This window comes from Kluyvera intermedia (assembly GCF_021440345.1).
GTDB classification, from domain to species: domain Bacteria; phylum Pseudomonadota; class Gammaproteobacteria; order Enterobacterales; family Enterobacteriaceae; genus Kluyvera; species Kluyvera intermedia_A.
Map to the genome: position 1 here is coordinate 46,571 of NZ_JAKCNS010000039.1, position 15,986 is coordinate 62,556.

Sequence of the window (15,986 nt, forward strand, 5' to 3'; positions counted from 1 at the left end):
CAAATGGAAAGGGAGAGCATTTTACTCACACCGGTGCGCGTCGTCGCGAAAAAAAACGCGTCGCAAGTGCTTTGTTGCACCGGGGTAAAATTTTAGTTCATCAGCAGTTAGCGTGAATGAATAGAAAGCGGCGCAGAAGATCAATTGAACGAACCGACCGGTTGACGTCCCTAATAATTCGATCTCTGCACCAGATAAGATAGGCGCTTAAATGAAATATGCCTCCACGAAGGAGGCATATTTTAACCCGCGTAATTGACTACTCTTCTACTACAACTTTCTTTTTGCCCAGGAAGTTGTAGACCACGAGGAGTGCGAAAATACCGGTAATGGTCATGGTTATCGTGCCAGGCGTCATAAAACGCGCCATGTTGCCAAGGATAATCCCAACGACGCCGAAATCGGTATCGGAGAAGGTAGTGTTGGTTAAGCCCAGCGCACCCAGTACCGGAATCAGCGCAACAGGCAGGAACGTAATCAGAATACCGTGCGCGAATGCCCCGATAATCGCCCCACGTTTACCGCCAGTCGCATTACCGAACACACCAGCCGTTGCACCGCAGAAGAAGTGAGGAACTACGCCCGGAAGGATAAGTACCCATTTGAGCTGCCCAAGAATAAACAGCCCCACCAGACCGCCAACAAAGCTGGAGATAAAACCAACCAGCACCGCGTTAGGCGCATACGGGAAGACAATCGGGCAATCCAGAGCGGGTCTGGCGTTTGGCACCAGGCGCTCAGAGAAGCCGGTGAACGCAGGCACGATTTCAGCCAGGATTAAACGCACACCCTGCAGGATAATAAATACCCCAGCCGCAAAGGTAATTGCCTGGATAAATGAATAAACCAGGTAGTTCTGACCATGACTGAAATGACTTTCGACATACTCTTTACCGGCTGAAATAGAGAGGACCAAATAAATGATCATCATGGTCAGCGATATTGAGATCGTGCTGTCGCGTAAGAAGCTCAGGTTCTTAGGCATGTTCATTTCTTCGGTAGATTTGGAGCCTTTACCAACAACGGAACCAATCCATCCAGAAAGAACGTAGCCAACCGTACCGGTGTGTGCCAGAGCAACCTGATCGCTACCGATAATTTTACGCATGTAAGGCTGCGCAATGGCGGGGAAAAATGCCATCAGCATGCCAAGGGCCAGCGAGCCGGTATAAATCAGCTGCACGCCTTCGAAACCGGCGACAGAAAGAATAATGGCCACCATACAGGCCATGTAGAAGGTCACATGCCCGGAGAGGTAGATGTATTTCAGTCGGGTGAAGCGAGCAACAACGATGTTTGCCACCATACCAAACGCCATGATTAGCGTGGTTGGTGCACCGTATTTTTCCAGAGCAATGGATACCATTGCTTCATTGTTCGGGATAATACCCTGTACATCAAAGGCTTGCTTAAAGATATCACCTAGTGGTGATAACGAACCCACCAGGACTGAAGCCCCCCCGGATAGCACCAAAAAGCCCAGAATCGTTTTAACGGTCCCTTTAATCACATCAGGGAACGATTTTTTTTGGGCAACTAAGCCAAACAGAGCCACCAATCCGACGAGGATTGATGGCACCTTCATGATATCGACAATAAGCTGTAAAAAGTTTTGAACAAACATATTAACCTCTGTAGCAGGGTATTTTATTGCCCACTTAATTAGTGCTGATCAAAGTAGTCTTTTATTTTTTGTTCAACTTCGTTTAAGTCGATAATGTTATTGATAATAATAACTTTATCTGCGGGCAAATTGGCGCTAAAAGCGATGTCTTTCGCCATCACAAATACATCAGCAACATCCGGTGTCACTGACCCCAAATCAGAGTGTTCGACGTCAGCCGTGATATTAATTTTCTTCAGCACTTTCTTGATGTTCATTTCCATCATAAAGCTGCTACCCAGACCTGAGCCACATACCGCCATAATTTTCATAATAGACCTCATATTTTTTCGATTAGGGTATATTTAACAAGAAGCTGACGCTTCACCGAGTAAAATTGCCTGTAAATCTTCTGCACTTTGCGTACTAAAAATTTGCTGCATAACCTCATCATCTGAGAGCACTTCAGCTAACTGCGAAATCATTTCAATATGGCTATTACTGTCGGGTGCCGAGAACATGAAAATCGCATCGACCGGATCGTTATCTTCAGACTGGAATTCCACCGCCTGACCCAGTTTCACAATCGACAGACCCAGAGCCTTTGCTCCATGCTCCGGCCGCGTATGCGGCATGGCAATTCGCGGTGCAATGACAAAATACGGCCCAATCTCTTCTTTTTGTTTGATGATCGACTCAACGTAGGCCGGTGAAATTGCGCCTTCTGCCAGCAGCGGGCGAGCCGCAATCTGGATCGCTTCTTTCCAGTCAGCGACTGATTTCACATACTGAACTTTGTCTTTATTCAGCCAGTTGGATAATGTTGACATGGATATTACCTATTGTTCTCAATGATAAAAAGTAGCGACTAAAGCATGCTGCGTGCAGTTTGCGTCACATTCTCTTTCGTAAAACCAAAGTATTTAAATAGGACGCTGGCTGGCGCAGATTCACCAAATGAGCTCATGCCGATAACTTTGCCATCCAGCCCGGTGTATCGCTGCCAGAACCCTTCAATACTGGCTTCAACGGCCAGGCGGTTACGAACCTGCTTCGGTAAGACAGATTCTTTATATGCCTCATCCTGATTATCAAAACGTTCGGTGCAAGGCATGGAAACCACGCGGATCCGACGACCTTCCTGCTGCAATGTCCGAGCGGCAGCAACGGCCAGTTCAATCTCAGAACCTGCGGATATCAATATCAATTCCGGAACACCTTCACAGTCCACTAACACATATCCCCCGCGGGAAATATTGTTGAGTTGTTCCTCACTGCGCGGCTGTTGAGCAAGCGGCTGGCGGGTCAGAATAAGCGCCGATGGCCCATCCTGACGCTCAATCGCCTGTTGCCAGGAGACCGCGACTTCCACCTGATCGCATCCGCGCCAGGTTTCCATATTCGGGGTCAGGCGCAGTGAAGCCAGTTGTTCAACCGGCTGGTGCGTCGGGCCATCTTCGCCGAGACCAATCGTGTCGTGGGTATAGACGAATACCGAGCGGATTTTCATCAACGCCGCCATGCGCAATGCGTTACGGGCATATTCCATAAACATCAGGAAGGTACCACCGTAAGGGATAAAACCACCGTGCAATGCCAGGCCATTCATAATGGCTGACATGCCAAACTCCCGGACGCCGTAGGAGATATAGTTCCCGCCCGCATTTGCGGCGCTAAAATCGACGGACTTCTGATGTCGGGTCAGATTCGACGGAGACAGATCCGCTGAGCCACCCATCAATTCCGGAAGCGTATCGGCAAAGAAATTCAAACAGTTCTGGCTGACCTGGCGTGTTGCCAGCGCAGCCGGATTGGCCTGCAAATCACGCACGTACTGCTGCATATTCCCGGCCCACTCTGCAGGCAGTTCCCCTTTCATACGGCGAGTAAACTCGGCGGCCAATTCAGGCCACTGTTGTGCATACGTGGTAAACAGGTCGTCCCATGCCTGCTCAATCTGAGCCCCTTTTTCTGTGGCATCCCACGCAGCATAAATATCAGCAGGAATTTCAAAAGGAGGGTGTGGCCATTGTAGCTGCTCGCGCACCCGCGCCACTTCATCGGCACCCAGCGCCGAACCGTGGCATTCGTGGCTATCCGCTTTATTCGGCGAGCCGAAGCCGATAATGGTTTTACAGCATAGGAGACTTGGCTTATCGGTGACGCTTTTGGCTTCCCGAACGGCGGCATCAACAGCCTGCGAATCGTGGCCATCAATTCCTTCAATGACATGCCAGCCGTAGGCACGGAAACGGGCGGCGGTATCTTCGGCGAACCAGCCTTCCACGTGGCCGTCGATAGAAATGCCATTATCGTCCCAGACGGCAATCAGATTACCCAGCCCCAGCGTTCCTGCAAGGCCGCATGCTTCATGAGAGATACCTTCCATCAAACAGCCGTCGCCGAGGAACAGCCAGGTATGATGGTCAACGATATTAAAACCAGGTTTATTGAATTCAGCGGCCAGCGCTTTTTCAGCAATCGCCATCCCCACGGCGTTTGCGACCCCCTGCCCCAGCGGGCCGGTGGTTGTTTCAACACCCGGTGTATAGCCATATTCCGGGTGCCCAGGCGTACGAGAGTGAAGCTGACGAAATTCGCGAATATCATCCATGCTCAGGTCATAGCCGGTCAGGTGCAACAGAGAATAAACCAGCATCGAACCATGGCCATTCGACTGCACGTAGCGATCGCGGTTGAACCATTGCGGATTTTTAGGGTTGTGGCGAAGGTGGTGACGCCAGATAACCTCGGCGATGTCTGCCATCCCCATAGGCGCACCAGGGTGGCCGGAGTTGGCTTTTTGAATCGCGTCGACGCTCAGGATCCTAATGGCATTCGCTAGCTTTCTGTTGCTCATACGTCTCTCTCTTAACCTGGATTATACGTTCAAGAATCATGTTTCTGGGTTTTCTCCCCAGAGCAGCATGAACAGACATGTCGCGCGAAACCTTCATTTTTATCATTGTGTTGGTCAGGCATGCCTACCGACGCCACTTACGTCATCACGGGCAAAAAAAAGAAAAAATAAACATTAAAATACAATTAATTGCTTACTTTTCTTCTTTTCTTACTGCATTCTTACCAGCAGAAAAAACAAGTCTATACATGTTTCACTTGTCTAGTCATCTTGATGATGCACATAGACGTGTCCAGATACAATATGCAAAAATGGATTTTATCGAGATGCGGCATTTGTAAGATCAAATTCGTTAACTTGCTCACAATATGGCGTGAACTGTCTAGTCGATAGAAAACAAAGTCAGGCATACATGTAAATAGGACTCAGCGGCGTTCGCGCTCACATTGGTTAGGAACAAAGTCGATGGTTGATGGCATCACAGAGAAGCAAAAAGAGGTAGTCGATTACATTCTCAGGAAAATAACGACGGACAACCTTTTACCCGGAGATAAGCTAGACACCGAGATTGCGATTGCCAAAAATATCGGCATCACGCGAGCGACGGTGCGCGAAGCTACGCGCCTGTTAATCGAGCAGCAGCGAATTTATCGCGTGAAAGGTTCTGGATTATTCGTCGGCTCAATCGGCAAAAGCAATCACTCAGGAAGGTTTCATGCGCTGTCGCCTTTTGATTACCAGGCCCAGAAGAATGGTCACAAAGGCGTTAGAAAAGTCATTAAATTCAGCATAATGAAAGTACCTACGCCTGAAATGGCACAGTCATTACGCATTAAAAACAGCGACCAGATTTATAAAATACTACGACTGATGTGTTTCGATGATATTCCCGTGGCGCTGGAACATATCCATTTACCCGTGAATATGTTCACCAGCATGGAATTAAGTCAGCTCGAAATTTCCAAATATAGTTATATCGAAAGTATTACCGGGAAAAAGGTCCAGCGCAGGGATCAGAACTTGACGTCCATTAATTTGATGGATGAAGACATCATTAATTTACTGAATCTCAAAGAGAATGATGCGGTCATGGAAATTGATGAAACCGTTTATCTCGATGATGGCACGCCCTGTGAGGTCAATATCGCCATCATTAACACGCGGATTTTCCCCCTGCGACAGAATTCGAGCCGCTCATAAAGCGGGCTCTCCCTGCACGGTAATCTCCCCACGGCGCTAAATCTGCCCCTCGAAGCCAGATGCGGTCAATCCTGCGCCTCATTTACGCTACAACTGCCAAAAATTTCATAACCTCCGCGTAATAATTTAGAATACCGGGCAAAACTTTTTTCACGAACCAGGAACCTGGCAATGAGCAAATCTGAAAATCTCTATAGCGCTGCGCGTGAACTGATTCCCGGCGGCGTGAACTCGCCGGTACGTGCCTTCACCGGCGTTGGCGGCACGCCGCTGTTTATCGAACGTGCGGACGGCGCGTATCTGTATGACGTCGATGGCAAAGCCTATATCGATTATGTCGGTTCCTGGGGGCCGATGGTGCTGGGCCACAACCACCCCGCCATCCGTAATGCGGTGATTGAAGCGGCAGAGCGCGGCCTGAGTTTCGGCGCGCCGACCGAAATGGAAGTGACCATGGCCAAGCTGGTGACCGAACTGGTGCCAACCATGGACATGGTACGCATGGTGAACTCCGGTACCGAAGCCACCATGAGCGCCATTCGTCTGGCGCGCGGTTTTACCGGTCGCGACAAAATCATCAAATTTGAAGGCTGCTACCACGGCCACGCCGACTGCCTGCTGGTGAAAGCCGGCTCCGGCGCGCTGACCCTCGGCCAGCCGAACTCACCGGGCGTACCGGCTGATTTCGCCAAACATACCCTTACCTGCACCTATAACGATCTGGCATCTGTACGCGCGGCGTTCGAGCAGTTCCCGCAGGAAGTCGCTTGTATCATCGTTGAGCCTGTTGCCGGCAACATGAACTGCATCCCGCCACAGCCGGAGTTCCTGCCAGGCCTGCGCGCCCTGTGCGACGAGTTCGGCGCGCTGCTGATTATAGATGAAGTGATGACCGGCTTCCGCGTGGCGCTGGCCGGTGCGCAGGATTATTACGGCGTGGTGCCGGATCTGACCTGCCTTGGCAAAATCATCGGTGGCGGTATGCCGGTGGGTGCCTTCGGTGGTCGTCGTGACGTGATGGACGCGCTGGCACCAACCGGCCCGGTTTACCAGGCGGGAACGCTTTCTGGTAACCCGATCGCCATGGCGGCAGGCTTTGCCTGTCTGACTGAAGTCGCACAGCCTGGCGTACATGAAACCCTCACCGAGCTGACCAACCAGCTGGCGCAAGGCCTGCTGGATGCAGCGAAAGATGCGGGCATTCCGCTGGTCGTTAACAACGTGGGCGGCATGTTTGGTATTTTCTTCACCGATGCAAAAGAAGTGACCTGCTATCAGGACGTGCTGAAGTGCGACGTTGAGCGCTTTAAGCGCTTCTTCCATCTGATGCTGGATGAAGGCGTGTATCTGGCGCCGTCGGCGTTTGAAGCGGGCTTTATGTCCATCGCCCACAGCGAAGAAGATATCGACAATACCATCGACGCGGCGCGTCGGGTATTTGCCCAGCTGTAATTGAGCGTACTTGCCGGGTCTGGCCCGGCAGACATGAAAGTTATCTCTGAAAGCCGGATAAGCGCATGCTTATCCGGCTTTTTTATCGGCTCTGCTTTCTTAGCAGGTAGATAAAGTACGGTGCGCCAATAAAGGTCGACAGCAGCCCTGCCGGGATCTGATACGGGAACATCAGCATGCGCCCACACCAGTCGGCGAACACCAGCAGCAGCCCGCCAATCAATGCCGAAATCACGATATGTGGCATCGTCCGGCGGAACCCCATCATTCGCGCAATATGTGGCGCCATCAGCCCGACGAAGCTCAGCGGCCCGATGGTCAGCGTTGCCGCCGCCGTCAGACATGCCGCCAGCAGCAGCAGGCCGACGCGCGCAGGCGTCAGTGCCATCCCAATCGAGCGAGCCGTTTCACCGCCGAGCGGTAAGATAGTGAGCCAGCGACGACACATCGGCACCAGCAGCAACAGCAGCAACATGGCAATCGCCGATTGCACCACCTGCTTACCGGTGGCGTTGTAGGTCGAGCCGGAGATCCACGTCAGAATTTGCGCCATGCGCGGATCGCCGCTGGCCTGGAGCATCATCAGCAGCATGGTGAAGGCAGTACTCAGCGCCATCCCGGCCAGCAACATGCGCTGTGGTGAAAAACCGCCGCGTCCGGCTGCAACGAGGATTACGATGAGCGTAACCGCAGCGCCAAGGCTGCCGGCGGGCAACAGCCAGCCAAAAGCATTTCCCGGCACCATAAACAGCATCAACACCACGCCAAACGCAGCGCCTGAGCTTATTCCCAACACTTCCGGGCTGGCCATTGGGTTGCCGGTTAAGCGCTGAATAATACAGCCAGCCACCGCCAGCATCACCCCGGCAATCAGCGCCGATGCGATACGTGGCCAGCGCCACTGCAGCAATTCATCAAGCAGCGTACCGGTTGCCCAGTGCCAGCCTTGTGCATCCCGCCCCAGCGCCAGTGCAACAGCGACGCCCGCCAGTAAAATGACCAGGCCGCCCAGCGCAAACCACTGCACGTGATGCCGCTCATTTGCCACGCTATCGCTGGCGTTCATCGATGGCGCACTCATGCTGCGTAAGCGTGGCAGCAGCCACAGCAGCAGAGGCGCGCCAATCAGCGCCGTCACCGAGCCCGTAGAGACTTCCATCCACACGCGGGTCAGCCAGAGAATCAACTGATCCGAAAGCCAGAGGATCAGCGCACCAATCAGCGGCGCTAATAGCAGGCGCGACAGCAGACGCCGCGCACCGAGCATTTTCGCCAGCAGCGGCGCGAACAGGCCGATAAAACCAATGATCCCGACCGCATTCACCAGCAAGGCGCTGATCACAATAGCCAGCGTCAGCGCGCCCAAACGCGCTAATGACAACGCCAGCCCCAGATTGCGGGCCACACCGTCATCAAGCCCCATCAGGGTCAGCGGACGCAGCAGCAGCAGGGTCAGCATCACACCGCCCAACAGCTGCGGCCACAGGCGCTGCACCACGCTCCAGTCGGTCTGCGTCAGCGTCCCGGTACTCCACAGGAACATGCTTTGCAGTTGGTCGTGATGGAATAGCACCATCAGCTGATTGATAGCCCCGCAGTACAGGCTCACCACCAGCCCTGCCAGAATCAGCGTTACCGGCGAAAGGCGTTTGCCCCACGCCACGCCGAACACCAGCGCACCGACAATACACGCCCCCGCCAGCGCCGCGAATTGCGAAGTCAGAACGCCCGGAAGCGCCCACAGCGTGGTGACGGTCATACCGAGCTGCGCGCCGGTCGCCACGCCAAGCGTGGTCGGCTCCGCCAGTGGATTGCGCAACACCTGCTGGAACAACACGCCAACAAGGCCCAATCCGGCACCAACCAGCAGCGAAATCGTCAGGCGCGGCAGCAGGCTGTAGTGGAAGAGCATCTGGTCGATAGCGTCAATATCCGGCTGACGCATCGCCTTAAACCACTGGCTATTAGGTAACGCGATGTTGAAGTTAAACCAGGTCAGCGTCAGTGCAGTAACAAACAGCACTAACAGCAAGATGGCGGCAAATGGCGACAGTTTCGCTTTCACGCCTTGCCTCCGAGAGAATTATCCAGAATCCGCGCAAAGTTCATTGCCGATAGCGTCGCACCGTAGAACCATACCGCCGGAACAATCTGCAGACGGTTAGCGCGGACGAACGGCATCGCCTGCCACAGCGGCGTGGCCTCAAGCTGACGCATTTGCGCGGCGTTGCCGTGATCAAAACACAGCACATCGACGTCTTTATAGGCCGCAAGACGGTCGATCCCGACCGCCGTGCTGCCCCAAAAATTGGTCTCACCCTGCCAGGCGTTTTTCACTCCCAGGCGGTCCAGAATTTCCTGGAACAGGCAGTTAGGGCCAAACACCAGCATGTGGCGCGGATCCAGCAGTGAAACCATCAGCAGCGGACGGTCGCCACGTTGTTTAAATCGTGGCTTCAGGCCATCGATAAAAGCATCGAACTCCGCCAGATGGCGCTGCGCCACCGCCTGTTTGTCCAGCATCTCCGCCATTTCCAGCAGCGAACGACGCGCCTGTGCCAGCGGGAGTTTGCCGTCGCTGAAGGCAAAGCTGCGGCCTGGGGCGATTCTTGCGAGGATTTCTGGCGAAGGGCCATAACCGGCTGACCAAACGAGCATCGAGGGCTTCATCTGCGTCAACAGTTCAAGATTGGGTTCAGTACGTAAGCCGACGTCAATCACCGACTCCGGCAGCGCCGGTTCGTTGACCCACATCCGGTAGTTGGGGATATCCGCCACGCCGTAGGGCGTCACGCCCAGCGCCAGCATCAGCTCAACGGGCAGCCACTCCAGCGCCACGATACGCTCAGCGCTCACCGGCGCGGCCTGCGCTTTTTGCATCTGCCACAGCAGCGGAGACAGCGCCATTGCCGTCAGTAAACGACGGCGGCTAATCCGATTATCAACCATCATCAATAGACAAAACTTACCGGTGCAGCACCGGCTGGATGAGGCAGGATGCCCATTGGAATACCGTAGATTTTTTCCAGCGTTTCGCTGCGCATCAGTTCATTCGGCGTGCCCTGAGCAATCATCTCACCGCCGCGCAGCGCCACCAGGTAATCACAATAGCGCGCCGCCATATTGATATCGTGCAGCACAGCAATGACCGTCAGTCCGCGCTGTTCGCTTAAGCGGTGTACCAGCGCCAGGACATCAACCTGATGGGCAATATCCAGCGCCGAGGTCGGTTCATCCAGCAGCAGGCAACGGCTGTCCTGCGCCACCAGCATGGCAATCCACGCACGCTGGCGCTCACCACCGGAGAGGCTATCAACCAGGCGCTGCGCCAGCGGTTTTAATCCTACCAGCGCTATCGCCTCATCCACTTTCTCGCGATCGGCGACGCCAAAACGCCCCAATGCGCCGTGCCACGGGTAGCGGCCAATGGCCACCAACTCGCGCACCGTCATCCCTTCCGCCGGTGGTAATTGCTGCGGCAGATAGGCAACTTTGCGGGCAAATGCTTTGCTGTTCCAGCTTTCCAGCGGCTGGCTATCCAGCAGGATATCGCCTTCTGACGGTGGCTGATGGCGGCCGAGCATTTTCAGTAGCGTGGATTTACCCGAACCGTTATGGCCGATAAGACCCGTCACTTTGCCCGCAGGGAACGTTAAGGAAAGCGGATGAAGCAGAGTACGGCCTGGAACGCGAAAAACGACCTGTTCCAGAGAAAAGGTCGTATCAGAGTGAGTTGTGTTGTCCTGCATAACCGTCAACATGTTAAAGGGCGCGGAAAATCCGCGCCCTGGAGGTGGTTAGAAACGGAACGTTGCGGTAGCAACGACCTGACGCTCTGCGCCCCAGAAGCAACCATAAGTCTGGAAGCAGCTAGAAACGTATTCACGATCGAGCAGGTTATTCACGTTAACAGCAACGCTGGAACCCGCCATACCGAAGCGAGCCAAATCGTATTTCACGACCGCATCCATCACTGCGGCACTACCCACTTTGAAGGTATTCGCAGGGTCGCCGTAGCTTGAACCAATAAAGCGACCACCGGTACCCAGAGTCAGGCCAGACAGAATTCCATCATGGAAGGTGTAATCCCCCCACAGAGATGCCATATTCTGAGGAACTTGCTCAACGTTATTACCCTTCAGATTCGTATCTTTGGTGTATTCAGCATCGGTATAGGTATACGAAGCGGTTACGTTGATATTGGCGTTAACCGCCGCTTTCGCTTCAAATTCGAAACCTTGAGAACGCACTTCGCCCGATGGAACTTGCAGGGTAGGGTTGTTCGGATCGGTTGTCAGAGTGTTCGTTTTGGTCAGGTGGTATGCCGCTGCCGTAATAACAATCGGCATATCTTTCGGCACATATTTCACACCCGCTTCATACTGCTCACCTTTGGATGGCGCAAAAGCCATACGTGGTTTGCTATAGAGATCGAATGCGTTTGGTTCAAACGATTGGCTGTAGCTTACATATGGCGTAATACCATTATCGAACAGGTAGTTTACGCCACCACGCCAGGTGAACTGGTGATCATTACGCTCAATATATCCCCTCTGGGTGGTTGAGTTCTCGCGAATTGTCGTCGCTTGCTGTGACCAATCGTAACGACCGCCAAGGGTGAAGACCCACTTATCCCACTCGGCCTGATCCTGAACATAGATACCCGTTTGCTTGGTTTCGTTCATCTGATATGGCTCAGAACTTCCAAAAGCAAAATATTCCGGGGTATAGCCACTATAAAGATCAATAGATGGCGCAGAACCAAATTTAGTGTTCATATCGTTGCGCATACGCATGAAATCGACACCCGTCAGTAAGGTGTGATCAACCATGCCGGTCGCAAATTTGCTTTCCAGTTGTGTATCAACACTAAAGTTCTGCAGGCGTTCGTTATCAACTACGGTACCACGATTAAGCGTATGCCCATCCGCAGCGATACCTGTTCCATATACGCTTTGTTGTGCTGTTTTCATTTCTGAGAAACGTAGATTCTGACGTACAGTGAAGGTGTCATTGAAACCGTGTTCGAAGCTGTATCCAACCATTTTCTGGTTACGACTATAGCTGTTGTTCGACGCGCCTTCGTTGAAATCTGTCGGTAAGCGCTTGCCATTTGGTAACGGCTCAACGGTACCTTCTTTCGGCAACCAGCCGTAATAACCTGTTTCCGGCTCATTCTGGAAGTAGGACAAGAAAGTAAAGTTGGTTTTATCATCCGGGCGCCAGGAGAAAGATGGCGCGATTGTATAACGTTGGGACTCTGAGCTTTTCTGCTGTTCGTTGGTTGAACGCGCCAGCCCGGTCAAGCGGTATGAAAATTCACCGTTATCATCCAATGCATCACTAAAATCGAACCCAGTCTGGAACAGATTGTTGGTTCCCATTTTGAACTGGATTTCTTTAAGCGGTTCAGTGGTAGGGCGTTTACTCACCATTGAGATAATCCCACCCGGGTTGCTCTTACCATACAACACGGAGGTTGGCCCACGCATCAACTCTACGCGTTCCAGCATATAAGGATCGATAACCGCATCGTTGTAGAAGTTACCCTGCAGCTTTAAACCATCAAGATAGTTATTCTGGCTGAGACCAACAGAGGTAAAACCACGAATACTAACGAAGTCATAGGTATTTGATGCACCACGGTTACTCACAACAACGCCTGGTGTGTAGCCCAATGCCTCTTTAACTGAACGAGACTGATGGATTTGCATCTCTTCGTTGGTCACGACTGAAACAGACTGCGGCGTCTTTTCAATCGGGGTATCCGTTTTGGTTGCCGTTGCCGAGTGCTTTGCAGCAATCGTCGCTGCCGGGCCCCAGGCACTTTCCTGGACCGCTGGAGCTGCGGTAACGGTGATGGTTTCTTCTTTCGGTTTATCTGCAGCCTGTGCGTAAACAGACATGCCGCTAACCGCTGTGGCGACTACGACTGCGAGTTTACGCAGCGAGTGGGTTGGCTGAGCAGTTTTAGGACGCGCCATTGGTATATCTCTAATGAAGTGAATGATAACGTAAACGAGAATTATTATTATAACCGCAAGCATGATAGGACAGCCGATGGACGCATAGCAAGCGATATAAGCCCCTACCATAATTAAGGGGTTAAGAAATAAACAGATGAAATAATGGCGTTAAAAAAAAGAAAAAAGAGATGAAAAAAAAGCCCCTGTATCACACAGAGGCCTTTTATATATCGCAAGACAGTATTAGTTACCGCCGAACATATCCTTAATCCAGCCCGCTACGCCGTCACCGTCTTTTTTCTCCTGCGCCGGCTGCTGCTGCTGTTGTTGTTGTTGCTGCTGCGGTTGAGGAGACGAATTATCAAACGGATTCGCCGACTGCTGCTGTTCTATCTGCTGCTGGCTCTGCTGGCAGAGCGCATCCGGGTCTGTCGTCCAGACCGGCAGCATACGTAAGCCACCGCCGCCGCAGATAAAGTTGCCGTTATCATCAACGCCCATGTTGACGACATCTTCAGGCGGCGTCAGCTCCAACGCGATAGGCGATTCGCTCGCCAGGTAGCGCTGATAGATAGACATCGCACCGCTAGCACCGTACAGCTTGGTCGGCTGGTTGTTATCGCGACCGACCCAGGTAATCACCACTTCTCGCCCGTCAATCCCGGCAAACCAGGTATCGACGTTGTTGTTGGTGGTACCGGTTTTCCCTGCCAGATGCAGGTTCGGATATTTGGCACCCAGCTGACGGCCGGTACCGCGTTGAACAACCTGCTGCATGGTCCACAGCGTCATGTAAGCCGCCTGTGCCGGAACGGCACGTTCAGCCTGCGGGAAGCTCTGGTACAGCACGGTTCCGTCTTCAGCAATCACCGAACGCAGCGCCGACAGCGGTGCACGATTCCCACCGCTGGCGATAGTCTGGAACGCCTGCGCGACTTCAATTGGCGTCAGGTTCAGCGCACCCAGCAGCATTGCCGGAACGGCGTTGAGCTGATCTTTCGGCGCCCCCAGCTTCAGCCAGGTGTCGGTCACGGCTGGCAGACCCAGCGCCATCCCGAGGTTAACGGTCGGCACGTTCATCGAACGCGTCAGCGCATCCACCAACATCACCTGGCCGCTGTAGCGACGATCGTCGTTCTGCGGTGACCATACCTGGCCATTTGGCTGACGCAGAGCAATCGGTGCATCGGCAATCCAGGTATTCAGGCGATACTGATTCGGCTGGCTTAACGCCGTCAGATAGGTCGCCGGTTTTGCCAGAGAACCAATCGAGCGACGTGCCTGCATCGCACGGTTGTAGCCTGCAAACTGCGGTTCAGCCCCGCCAACCATGGCGCGCACTTCGCCGCTGAAGCGGTCAACCACCACCATCGCCGTTTCAAGATCGCTCAGCTTGCGCTGTTTCTTCAGTACCGGAATACCTTCAGTAGCCGCTTTCTCTGCCGCATCCTGAGCAACGGAGTCGAAGGTGGTGAAAATTTTCACCCCGGACAGGTCTTTGACCTTATCGCCCAGCTTCGCCTGCAGCTCCTGACGCACCATCTGCATAAACGCTGGCTGCGGTGAAATCACCCCACCACGCGGCTGTACGCCCAGTGGACGGGCGCTCAGCATGTCATACAGTTCCTGGTCGATAACCTTCTGCTGTTGCAGCAGGCGCAGAACCAGGTTACGACGTTCCAGCGCCAGTTTCGGGTTACGCCACGGGTTGTAGACCGAGGCCCCTTTCACCATGCCCACCAGCAGCGCCTGCTGATCAAGACTCAACTCTTCAACCGGACGGCCAAAGTAATAGAGGCTCGCCAGCGGGAAGCCGCGAATTTCATTGTCACCGCTCTGACCGAGATACACCTCGTTCATATACAGCTCAAGAATGCGATCTTTGCTGTAGCGGGCGTCCATGATCAGCGCCATGTACGCTTCGTTTGCCTTACGCCAGTAAGAACGTTCGCTGGAGAGGAACAGGTTTTTCACCAGCTGCTGGGTCAGCGTACTCGCCCCCTGCACCGTCCGTCCGGCGGTCAGGTTCGCCAGCACCGCACGCCCCATCGAGTAGAAGCTAATGCCATCATGCTCATAGAAATGGCGGTCTTCGGTCGCTATCAGGGTATCAATCAGCAGATCCGGGAAACCGTTGCGCGGGACAAACAGACGCTGCTCGCCGTTTGGCGAGGACATCATGGTAATCAGGCGCGGGTCGAGGCGGAAGAAACCGAACTGGCGGTTGCTATCCATGTTCTCGATGGTTTCCAGATGATCGCCATCAAAAGTCAGACGCGCACGCACCTGCCCTTCTTTACTGTCCGGGAAATCGAACGGGCGGCGAATCATCTCGATGCTGTTAGCCTGCACGGTGAATTCGCCCGGCCGCGTCATCGCCGTCACCTGGCGATACTGGGTTGCCGTCAGCAGCTGCACCATCTCTTTTTTACTGATGGTCATATCCGGCTCAAGGTTGACCATACGGCCATACACCGCCGCCGGAAGCTGCCAGACTTTACCGTCAATACGGCTACGGATTTTTTGATCCAGATAAACGCCGTAAATCGCCATCAATACCGCAAAGACGATGCCGAGTTTGACCAGGAACCAGAACCAGCGGTGTTTACCGCGCGGTTTGCCTCCTTTACCGCCGCCTTTACGCGAACGCGGTTTTTCATCTTCGTATTCATCATCATAATCGTCGTCATACTCATCGTCTCTGAGCTGTCGACGGCTTACCTTTTGTTTTGCCGGACGTGCAGGTTTCCCTTTCCGTCCAATCGGCTCGCGGTCATTCCCCGCCATGCTTTCTCTCCGCAACATTCAGGCATAAAGGCCTGATTCTCAATTCTTCTGTCACAGGACAGAAGAAGATATCTCTCAATTTTGCTCCCCAGCATCAACGTCTCAGCCGGGCTAGTAC

11 protein-coding genes are annotated in these 15,986 nt (G+C 53.4%); 2 read left to right on the forward strand and 9 right to left on the reverse strand.

The features are described from left to right. Positions 1-259: 259 nt before the first annotated feature. From LZ634_RS11760 to tkt, 4 genes are read right to left on the reverse strand one after another with little or no spacing between them, the layout of a single operon-like run. Positions 260-1,624 carry a PTS ascorbate transporter subunit IIC gene (locus LZ634_RS11760; protein WP_234505171.1) on the reverse strand — a complete coding sequence of 455 codons (1,365 nt, stop codon included), beginning with the start codon at positions 1,622-1,624 and terminating at the stop codon, positions 260-262. Positions 1,625-1,662: 38 nt separating this feature from the next. Next, positions 1,663-1,935, reverse strand: a complete 273-nt coding sequence (locus LZ634_RS11765) for a PTS sugar transporter subunit IIB (RefSeq protein WP_061282391.1) — start codon at positions 1,933-1,935, stop codon at positions 1,663-1,665. Positions 1,936-1,968: 33 nt separating this feature from the next. Beyond that, the gene (locus LZ634_RS11770; RefSeq protein WP_234505173.1) at positions 1,969-2,433 is read right to left on the reverse strand and encodes a PTS sugar transporter subunit IIA; all 465 of its coding nucleotides are present in this window, start codon (positions 2,431-2,433) and stop codon (positions 1,969-1,971) included. A 38-nt stretch (positions 2,434-2,471) separates the two neighbouring features. Continuing rightward, positions 2,472-4,463 carry a transketolase gene (gene tkt, locus LZ634_RS11775; RefSeq protein ID WP_234505175.1) on the reverse strand — a complete coding sequence of 664 codons (1,992 nt, stop codon included), beginning with the start codon at positions 4,461-4,463 and terminating at the stop codon, positions 2,472-2,474. 465 nt (positions 4,464-4,928) lie between these two features. On the opposite strand from tkt, the gene LZ634_RS11780 reads away from it, so the two are divergent. Together LZ634_RS11780 and hemL are read left to right on the forward strand one after the other, a co-directional pair. Further along, positions 4,929-5,663, forward strand: a complete 735-nt coding sequence (locus LZ634_RS11780; protein ID WP_234505177.1) for a GntR family transcriptional regulator — start codon at positions 4,929-4,931, stop codon at positions 5,661-5,663. A 171-nt stretch (positions 5,664-5,834) separates the two neighbouring features. Beyond that, positions 5,835-7,115, forward strand: a complete 1,281-nt coding sequence (gene hemL, locus LZ634_RS11785; protein ID WP_234505179.1) for a glutamate-1-semialdehyde 2,1-aminomutase — start codon at positions 5,835-5,837, stop codon at positions 7,113-7,115. A gap of 82 nt (positions 7,116-7,197) precedes the next feature. On the opposite strand, the gene fhuB is transcribed toward hemL, so the two are convergent. The 5 genes from fhuB to mrcB all read right to left on the reverse strand — a co-directional run bounded on the left by fhuB (position 7,198) and on the right by mrcB (position 15,868). After that, the gene (gene fhuB, locus LZ634_RS11790) at positions 7,198-9,180 is read right to left on the reverse strand and encodes a Fe(3+)-hydroxamate ABC transporter permease FhuB (protein WP_234505182.1); all 1,983 of its coding nucleotides are present in this window, start codon (positions 9,178-9,180) and stop codon (positions 7,198-7,200) included. Further along, positions 9,177-10,064, reverse strand: coding sequence for a Fe(3+)-hydroxamate ABC transporter substrate-binding protein FhuD (gene fhuD, locus LZ634_RS11795; protein WP_234505328.1), 888 nt, complete (start codon positions 10,062-10,064; stop codon positions 9,177-9,179). The genes fhuB and fhuD overlap by 4 nt, the downstream gene beginning before the upstream one ends. A gap of 2 nt (positions 10,065-10,066) precedes the next feature. Further along, the gene (fhuC, locus tag LZ634_RS11800; protein WP_234505184.1) at positions 10,067-10,864 is read right to left on the reverse strand and encodes a Fe3+-hydroxamate ABC transporter ATP-binding protein FhuC; all 798 of its coding nucleotides are present in this window, start codon (positions 10,862-10,864) and stop codon (positions 10,067-10,069) included. 48 nt (positions 10,865-10,912) lie between these two features. After that, positions 10,913-13,099, reverse strand: coding sequence for a ferrichrome porin FhuA (gene fhuA, locus LZ634_RS11805; RefSeq protein ID WP_234505188.1), 2,187 nt, complete (start codon positions 13,097-13,099; stop codon positions 10,913-10,915). A gap of 225 nt (positions 13,100-13,324) precedes the next feature. Then, the gene (gene mrcB / locus LZ634_RS11810) at positions 13,325-15,868 is read right to left on the reverse strand and encodes a bifunctional glycosyl transferase/transpeptidase (RefSeq protein WP_234505192.1); all 2,544 of its coding nucleotides are present in this window, start codon (positions 15,866-15,868) and stop codon (positions 13,325-13,327) included. Between the last annotated feature and the right edge of the window lie 118 nt (positions 15,869-15,986).

What these genes read in the sequence shown, in the direction of transcription:
- mrcB (WP_234505192.1), bottom strand. Translation starts at nt 15,868, where the DNA reads ATGGCGGGGAATGACCGCGAGCCGATTGGACGGAAAGGGAAACCTGCA.
- LZ634_RS11780 (WP_234505177.1), top strand. Translation starts at nt 4,929, where the DNA reads ATGGTTGATGGCATCACAGAGAAGCAAAAAGAGGTAGTCGATTACATT.
- LZ634_RS11760 (WP_234505171.1), bottom strand. Translation starts at nt 1,624, where the DNA reads ATGTTTGTTCAAAACTTTTTACAGCTTATTGTCGATATCATGAAGGTG.
- fhuC (WP_234505184.1), bottom strand. Translation starts at nt 10,864, where the DNA reads ATGCAGGACAACACAACTCACTCTGATACGACCTTTTCTCTGGAACAG.
- LZ634_RS11770 (WP_234505173.1), bottom strand. Translation starts at nt 2,433, where the DNA reads ATGTCAACATTATCCAACTGGCTGAATAAAGACAAAGTTCAGTATGTG.
- fhuA (WP_234505188.1), bottom strand. Translation starts at nt 13,099, where the DNA reads ATGGCGCGTCCTAAAACTGCTCAGCCAACCCACTCGCTGCGTAAACTC.
- LZ634_RS11765 (WP_061282391.1), bottom strand. Translation starts at nt 1,935, where the DNA reads ATGAAAATTATGGCGGTATGTGGCTCAGGTCTGGGTAGCAGCTTTATG.
- tkt (WP_234505175.1), bottom strand. Translation starts at nt 4,463, where the DNA reads ATGAGCAACAGAAAGCTAGCGAATGCCATTAGGATCCTGAGCGTCGAC.
- fhuD (WP_234505328.1), bottom strand. Translation starts at nt 10,064, where the DNA reads ATGGTTGATAATCGGATTAGCCGCCGTCGTTTACTGACGGCAATGGCG.
- hemL (WP_234505179.1), top strand. Translation starts at nt 5,835, where the DNA reads ATGAGCAAATCTGAAAATCTCTATAGCGCTGCGCGTGAACTGATTCCC.